The sequence below is a fragment of the Plasticicumulans sp. genome (assembly GCF_035331805.1).
Taxonomy (GTDB): Bacteria; Pseudomonadota; Gammaproteobacteria; order Competibacterales; family Competibacteraceae; genus Plasticicumulans.
Window position 1 is genome coordinate 1 of the sequence record NZ_DAOLKE010000177.1, and the last position, 7,410, is coordinate 7,410.

The 7,410-nt window shown below is 70.6% G+C and carries 9 protein-coding genes; 3 read left to right on the forward strand and 6 right to left on the reverse strand.

The features are described 5' to 3' along the window. The coding region (gene lexA, locus PKE44_RS12415) for a transcriptional repressor LexA (protein ID WP_324551640.1) at positions 1-668 on the forward strand (668 nt) is incomplete at its 5' end. Positions 669-847: 179 nt separating this feature from the next. Next, positions 848-991, forward strand: coding sequence for a hypothetical protein (locus PKE44_RS12420; RefSeq protein WP_324551642.1), 144 nt, complete (start codon positions 848-850; stop codon positions 989-991). Between the two features lie 196 nt (positions 992-1,187). On the opposite strand, the gene PKE44_RS12425 is transcribed toward PKE44_RS12420, so the two are convergent. The 4 genes from PKE44_RS12425 to PKE44_RS12440 all read right to left on the reverse strand — a co-directional run bounded on the left by PKE44_RS12425 (position 1,188) and on the right by PKE44_RS12440 (position 4,559). Continuing rightward, entirely contained in the window at positions 1,188-1,790 is a 603-nt protein-coding gene (locus tag PKE44_RS12425) for a nucleotidyltransferase family protein (protein ID WP_324551645.1), read from the reverse strand. Continuing rightward, entirely contained in the window at positions 1,787-2,695 is a 909-nt protein-coding gene (locus tag PKE44_RS12430; protein ID WP_324551647.1) for a LysR family transcriptional regulator, read from the reverse strand. The genes PKE44_RS12425 and PKE44_RS12430 overlap by 4 nt, the downstream gene beginning before the upstream one ends. Before the next feature lie 168 nt (positions 2,696-2,863). Further along, a complete protein-coding gene (locus tag PKE44_RS12435; RefSeq protein WP_324551650.1) occupies positions 2,864-3,268 on the reverse strand; it encodes an EF-hand domain-containing protein in 405 nt (134 codons plus the stop codon). A 376-nt stretch (positions 3,269-3,644) separates the two neighbouring features. Continuing rightward, positions 3,645-4,559 carry a LysR substrate-binding domain-containing protein gene (locus PKE44_RS12440; protein WP_324551653.1) on the reverse strand — a complete coding sequence of 305 codons (915 nt, stop codon included), beginning with the start codon at positions 4,557-4,559 and terminating at the stop codon, positions 3,645-3,647. 141 nt (positions 4,560-4,700) lie between these two features. On the opposite strand from PKE44_RS12440, the gene PKE44_RS12445 reads away from it, so the two are divergent. Further along, entirely contained in the window at positions 4,701-5,966 is a 1,266-nt protein-coding gene (locus PKE44_RS12445; protein ID WP_324551656.1) for an MFS transporter, read from the forward strand. Between the two features lie 66 nt (positions 5,967-6,032). Here PKE44_RS12445 and ribA read toward each other — a convergent pair whose 3' ends face one another. Both ribA and PKE44_RS12455 read right to left on the reverse strand, forming a co-directional pair. After that, positions 6,033-6,665, reverse strand: coding sequence for a GTP cyclohydrolase II (ribA, locus tag PKE44_RS12450; protein ID WP_324551659.1), 633 nt, complete (start codon positions 6,663-6,665; stop codon positions 6,033-6,035). A gap of 211 nt (positions 6,666-6,876) precedes the next feature. Continuing rightward, a complete protein-coding gene (locus PKE44_RS12455; RefSeq protein WP_324551661.1) occupies positions 6,877-7,086 on the reverse strand; it encodes a dodecin in 210 nt (69 codons plus the stop codon). Positions 7,087-7,410: the final 324 nt, after the last annotated feature.

Sequence of the window (7,410 nt, forward strand, 5' to 3'; positions counted from 1 at the left end):
CCATGGTCGCTCATGGAGCCGAACCGATGTCTGCGCTGACGCTGACCGAACAACGCATCTACCGCTACATCCGCGATTTCATGGAAGAAACCGGCCGCGGCCCGACGCGCGCCGAGATCGCCGCCGGCGTCGGCATGAAGTCCCGCGGCACCGTACAGCGTTATGTACAGGCGCTCGCCGCCGCCGGACTGATCGAGATCGACGGGCAGCGCTGGCACGGCATACGGTTAAAGTCCGCTCAGGTTCCGGTCGATGCCCGTGCCGATGCCCATCCGGATCTCACCGGGGCTGAGGACTGGTCGCTGCCGCTGCTCGGACGCATCGCCGCCGGCCAGCCGATCGAGGCGGTCGCGGACGAACAGACGCTGGACCTGCGCCTGCTCGGCGGTGCCAACCGCTACGCGCTGCGCGTGCGCGGTGAATCGATGATCGAGGCCGGCATCCTCGACGGCGACACGGTGATCGTCGAAGCCTGCGAAGCGGCGCGTAACGGCGACATCGTCGTCGCGCTGATCGAAGGCGGCGAGGTGACGCTGAAGTACTACCACCCGCGCCCGGACGGCACGGTGCTGCTGGTGCCGGCCAATGCCCGCATGGAGCCGATGCGCTTTCGGGCTGACTCGGTACGGGTGCAGGGACGCGTCGTGGGTCAGTTAAGGCTGTATTAACGCCGGTCTGACACCGGCAACCCGGATCGTGATTTCCGGTCGCATCGTTGTCAGATGACTTGCATGGAATGGGGGGAACGATGCGTAAATGTCCGTCTGCCGGCTGCGTTCCCCCGCGACCGGCATCCATTCACGGGGCCCAAGAGGTCACCGGTCCGATCAAGACAGGAGCAGCAAACATGTGCCCGAGCCCGTTCGTCGCCGTATCCCATGATTCCGGTCTCTCCGCCGGGCACCCGATGCGTCGCTGGGTCCTGCGCGCCTGGCGCTTCGGCCTGATCGGCAACCGCCGCGCCGCACGCATGCTGTCGCGCCTCGCGTGAGGCCGCGGGCGCAGCCGAAGGTGGATTCACCGGCGTGCGGGCGCCGGGTTTCCACGAGCGGCTGACGCAGGCCCGGGCGGTGTCGCTCCCGGACGCCGCACCGCGTTCACCGCTTGTTGCACCGTCTGTTCCAGGGCATCGCCCTTCCGGTTTCCGGACCGCCCGGTCCGCTGCCTGAAAGCCCCGCGAAGCGGCATCAGCGTGGGCGCAGACAGGCTTCCAGATCCGCCGGCACGTCGATGTCGGCCACACAGCCCGGATCATCGACCCCGATCCGCTGCCAGCCCCGGGTTTCCAGCAAGTCGCGCGCACCGCGATCGCCATCGAGCGCCGCGAGTGCGGCGTAGTGTCGTGCGCCGAAGCCGACCGGATGGCCACGTTGGTTCCGGTATGCGGGGGCAGCGCAGGGGCTGACTGCCAGTGCGGCGCGCACGGCCTGCACGGTCGAAGGCCGCACGAAGGGCAGGTCGGCCGGCAGCACCAGCCAGCCGCCGGCCTCCGGGCGGGCACGCACTCCGAACGCGAGACTCGCGCCGAGGCCCGGACTCGCGAAGTCCAGAACCTCGCAGCCGGCCGCGGCGAGCAGGCCGGCGAGTGGTTCATCCTCCGGTCGCACGATCGCCAGCACCGCGTCCGCACCGGCCAGCAGCGAGCGCGCCGCGCACAGCGCCAGAGGCGTGCCGGCGCCCGGCAGGCCATCCGGCACCGCTTCGAGCAGCTTGTGCCGACCGCTGACGGCGCGGTAACGGCTGCTGAGGCCGGCGGCGAGCAGCAGGCCGATGACCGGTTTCGTGCTCATGACTCCATCCGCCACGGCGCCAGCGCGTAGCGCTCGGCCAGAAAATCGATGAAGCGCCGGGCCCGGGCCGGCAGATAGCGGCGTTCCGGGTAAACGGCGTGGATGCCGATCTCGCGCGTGTTCCAGTCCGGCAGCAGCGCAAGCAGCCGGCCGGCCTGCAGGAAAGGGCCGGCGATGAAGTCCGGCTGCAGCACGATGCCGAGCCCGTTCGCGGCCGCCTCGCACAGCGCCTCGCCATTGTCGGCACGCACGCGGCCGTCGATGCGCACGGTGGCCGTGTGGCCGTCGGCGTCGCTGAAGTGCCAGTCCGAAGGCGTGTCGGAGAGCCGGTAGCTCAGGCATTCGTGACCGGACAGCTCGGCCGGATGGTCCGGCGTGCCGTAGCGGGCGAGATAGCCGGGCGAGGCGCACAGCAGCAGGCGGGTGGCGGCGAGGCGCCGGCAGACGAGGCTGGAGTCGGCGAGTTCGCCGATGCGCACGGCGAGGTCGTAGCCGTCCTCGATCAGGTCGACGGCGCGATCGGCGAGCGCCAGGTCGATGCGCAGGCCCGGGTGACGGTTGAGGAACTCCCCGAGCAGCGGCGCGACGTAGACGCGCCCGAAGCTCATCGGTGCGCTGATGCGCAGCGTCCCGCGCGGCTCGGTGGTGAGCTGTCCAAGCTCCGCCTCGGTCGTGTCCATGTCCTCCAGCCAGGCGCTGGCGCGCGCGTGGTAGCGGCTGCCGGCTTCGGTCAGCGCCACGCGCCGGGTCGAGCGCTGCAGCAGGCGCACGCCGAGGCGTGCCTCCAGCGTCTGCACGTGCTTGCTGACCATCGCCCGCGACAGTTCCAGCGCCTCGGCCGCGGCCGTGAAGCTGCCGGTCTCGACGACCTTGACGAAGACCCGAAGGCCGGTGAGGGAGTCCATGATCGGGAAGGCCCCCCGGCGTCCGGGCCGAAGCCGCCGGAGCCGTCTTGCTGCGCGAAGGACCGACAAGTGTACGGCCCGCTCCCCCGCAGGAGGAACGGGCCGTGACGAGGGGCCGCCGCTGCCGGGAAACCCCGGCAGTGGCGTATCGCGCGACCGGGGGCCGTGTCAGCCGCGCGAATCCTTGAGCTTGCCGGCCGGCGCGGTGGCCGACTGGACCGCCTGTTCGTACTCGGTCTTGCTCAGCGTGCCGTTGTGATCGACGTCGGCCTTCTGGAAATCGAGACCCTTGACCATGCCGATCTCGGTCGGCTCGATGGTGCCGGACTTGTTCAGGTCGGCCTGGGCGAAGGTCGGGAACATCGTCTTGTCGACGGGCTGCGGCACGACGGTCGCATCGGTCTTCGCACCTTCGGAACCGCCCGGCATCACCTGGCCGGAAGGCGTACGGCCGGACGGCGTCGTGGTCGGCGCATCACCGGGGTTGACCGGATTGGCCGCCCAGGCGGCACCGGCGCCGAGCGCGAGGGTCAGGGTCGCAGCGATCAGGGACGAGTTCTTGTTGTTGCGCATGACGGAAACCTCTGTGGCGATATCGGGGAACATTCCCCGCCGGCCTTTCCGGCCTGGCAGCGGCAGTAGTCCAGTATCCGTGCCATGTTGATTAAATTCGTTTTAATACAATTACTTGATCTGATGTGCCGGACGAGGCTGCCGCCTGCGGACAGCCGGCATCCCGTCGGGAAGCAGCGACAGCGGTGCGGTGGAGTGAGAGTGCTCCACGAAAAATCAATGGCTTGCGAAGTCGCCGTGCAGACACGCCGCTTTCGGCGCAGCGCGCCTCAGAGGAAGGAATTATCCAGACAATCTGTGGATAACTGCCGCCCGGACGGCAAGCGGACCGCGGAGGTACTGCTTGCGGCAGCGATGGCGAAATTCCCGCCAGTCGTCAACCGGTGGTTGGTGGTGCCCCGAGCCGCGCACCGGTCGCCGCCTGCTCGACGAAGTTGGCGACCGCGGCCGGCAGCGGACCGGCGCGGGTGGCGAGCAGGACGATCGACTGCGCCGCCGCATCGGTGAGCGCCAGAAAGCGCACGCGCGCGATGCCGATGCAGGCGAGCGGCGCCGGCAGGATCGACAGGCCCAGCCCGGCGGCGACCAGGCCGATGATCGTCGACACCTCGCGCGCCTCCTGCACGATGTGCGGCGTGAAGCCGGCCGTGCGGCAGAGCGCGTGGAACTGGCGCAGCAGCCCGGTCCCGGAATCCTCCGGGAACATCACGAACGCCTCCTCGGCCAGTTCGGCGATCGCCACCTCGCTGCGTCCGGCGAGCGGATGCGCTTCGTGGATCACCAGCCGCAGCGGATCGCGGTGCAGTTCGGTCCAGGCGAGCCCGGCCGGCAGCTGCGGATCGTCGGTGCGCACGAAGCCGAGATCGAGGCGACCGGCGAGCAGCAGGTCGAGCTGGCGCTGCGTGCCGGTGTCGCGCAGTTCCAGCCGCACGTCCGGATAGCGGCGGCGGTAGTCATACAGCAGGCGCGGAATCAGCTCCGAGAACGGCAGCGAGCTCGTGAAGGCGATGCGCAGCTCGCCGAGTTCGCCGCGGCCGATGCGCCGGACCTCCTCGGCGGCCGCCCCGGCCTCGCGCAGCAGCGCGCGCGCCCGCTCCAGCAGACGCTCGCCGGCGGCGGTGAGCGTCACGTGCCGGCGCGAGCGCTCGAACAGCGCGACGCCGAGTTCGGCTTCGAGCGCCTGGATCTGCTGGCTCAGCGGCGGCTGCGCGATGTGCAGGCGTTCGGCGGCGCGCGTGAAGTGGCGCTCCTCCGCGACGGCGACGAAATAGCGCAGACGGCGCAGGTCCATGACGGCGGCTCCGGGCAAGGACGGTACGGGGGGCGGGACTGATATCGAAACGATATCAATACTGCCTGAAAACCATATTGGACCTATCAGACTGCAGCGCCCTAGCCTTGTGCATCCGTGATCCCCGCTCGGTGATGTCCGATGTCCGCCCCTGCCCTTGCTGCTTCCCGCCTGCCCGCCATGCACCATGCCGGTTTCACCGATCCTGCAGGGCCGCAGGCCGGCATCCGCGTCGGTACGCCCGAATACCGGCAGATGCGCCGGGCGCTGTTCCTCGGCGGCTTCGCGACCTTCTCGCTGCTGTACTGCGTGCAGCCGCTGCTGCCGCTGTACTCGCACGAATGGCAGGTGGCACCGGCGCAGGCGAGCACGGTGCTGTCGGCGGCAACCGGCGGGCTGGCCCTGACGCTGATCCTTGCGAGCGCCGTGTCCGATCGCCTCGGCCGGCGCGGGCTGATGGCCGGCGCCGTGCTGCTCGCGTCGCTGCTCGGACTGGCCTGCTCGATGGCCGCGGGACTGGCGCAGCTCGTGTGGCTGCGTGCGCTCGAAGGCATCGTGCTCGCCGGCCTGCCGGCGGTGGCGATGGCCTATGTGTCCGAGGAAATGGAGCCGCGCGGGCTGGCGACGGCGATGGGCCTCTACATCGCCGGCAGCGCCTTCGGCGGCATGAGCGGGCGCATCGCCACGGCCTGGCTCGCGGAGCTGTGGGACTGGCGCAGCGCGATGGCCGCGCAGGCCCTGCTGTCGCTGGGGATCGGGCTGGTGTTCTGGAAGAGCCTGCCGGCTTCGCGGGCGTTCCGGCCGCGGCCGCTGCGCCTCGATGCGCTGCGCGCCGGGCTGCGCCTGCATCTGTCCGATGCCGGCCTGCCGTGGCTGTACGCGCTCGCCTTCCTGCTGATGGGCTGTTTCGTCAGCCTGTACAACTACCTCGGCTACCGGCTGGCCGGCGCACCGTTCGGCTTCGGTGCCGGCTGGATCGGCACGCTGTCGGTGTTCTACGTGTCCGGAATGCTCGGCTCGGGCTGGACCGGGCGGCTCACGGCGCGCTACGGCGTGCAGCGCGTGATCATGGTGATGACGCTGCTGATGCTCGCCGGGCTGCTCGCGACGCTGTCGGAAGCGCTGCCGCTGCTGCTCGCCGGCGTCGCCCTCGCGACCTTCGGCTACTTCGGCGCCCACGCCGGCGCGAGCGCCTGGGTCGGGCGGCGGGCGCGCGAGGCGCGCGGACTGGCCTCGGCGCTGTATCTCAGCGCGTATTACGCCGGCTCCAGCCTGCTCGGCAGCGTCTCGGGGCTGGTCTGGCACCTCGATGGCTGGAGCGCCGTCGTCGCGCTGCTCGCGACGCTGCTCGCCGGCTGCCTGCTGATCGCCTGGCGGCTGCGCCGGCTGGCGGCGAGCGAAGCCTGAACGCCTCGCCCCGGCCCGGCGGGCCTCTTCAAAGGGGCTGCGCCTGTCGCTGCAACGGGCGCCGGATCACGGCGCCGTGTCGTCGATGTCGAGGTCGTGGCTGCCGAAGCGCACCTTGGCGCTGAGGTACGCATGGTTGTGTGCGGTCAGGAACACGCCGGTCGGCACGCGCTCGATGACCTCGATGCCGTGCTGCGCGAGCTGTTCGGCCTTGTCCGGGTTGTTGCTGAGCAGGCGGATGCGCGTGACGCCGAGGGCGACGAGCATCTGCGCGGCGCAGCGGTAATCGCGCGCGTCCTCGGGCTGGTGCAGATGGCGGTTGGCGGCGTAGGTGTCGAGGCCGCGATCCTGCAGCGCGTAGGCATCGAGCTTGGCGTACAGGCCGATGCCGCGGCCCTCCTGGCGCAGGTACAGCACGTAGCCGCCGGCAGTGCCGATGCGCTGCAGGGCTTCCTCGAGCTGCGGACCGCAGTCACAGCGCTGCGAGCCGAACACGTCGCCGGTCAGGCATTCGGAATGCAGGCGCACCAGCGGGATGCCGTCGGCCGGCTGCGGGCCGAGGCCGAGCGCGAGGTGCTCGCGCCCGTCGACGAGGCCGTCGAAGCTGTGGAACAGCGCGGGCGTGCCGTCCGCGAGCGGTACCGTGACCTTGCGGCGCACGAGCGCGGGCGGAAGCGGCGGGTGAGGCTGGGCTGGCATGTTGCAGGTGTCCGTGGTGGGTCGGGCTGCACGCCGGCAGCGCTGGCGCACGCGGGTCGGCAGACCTCGATGCGCGCCGTGCGCCGCCGGCGTCCGGAACCCGGCCGGTGCCGGTGCGGCCGGTGTCCGCCGCAGCGGGCGGACCGAAGCCCGCCACTTTCGCAGCTTGTGCGCCCGGCATCCAGCCCGTCCCGCTCTGTGGCTCGCAGGCTCAGCCGTCGAGCGTGAAACCGATGCGGATCGTCACCTGCCAGTGCGCGACCTTGCCGTTCTCGATGTGGCCGCGCGTCTCGACGACTTCCAGCCAGCGCATGCTGTGCAGGGTCTGCGCGGCGCGGGCAACGGCGTTCTCGATGGCCGCCTCGATCGATACCGGCGACGAGCCGACGAGTTCGATCTTCTTGTAGACGTGCTCGCTCATGGGATGTGCCTGCTCCTTCGGTGCGGACCCGCGCCCGGAAACGTCGCACGCCGCGGGCGGGTCCATGCCGCGGCGCGCTCCGAACTCCAGACCCCGGACGCACAGAAAGCAATCCCGCAGCGCGGCAATCCGCAGCGACCGGTCGCCGGAAGCACGCGGCAGCGCGGGCCCGGCGGCGGCGGGCGGGGCCCTGGCGCAGGATTCCGAAGTCGGCCACATGCTTTACAACGATTTCTGCGTCGCCTGCCACGGCGAGCAGGGCCAGGGCGGCGGCGAACTGGCGGGCCTGATGACGATCGAGGTGCCTGACCTCACCGGCCTGTC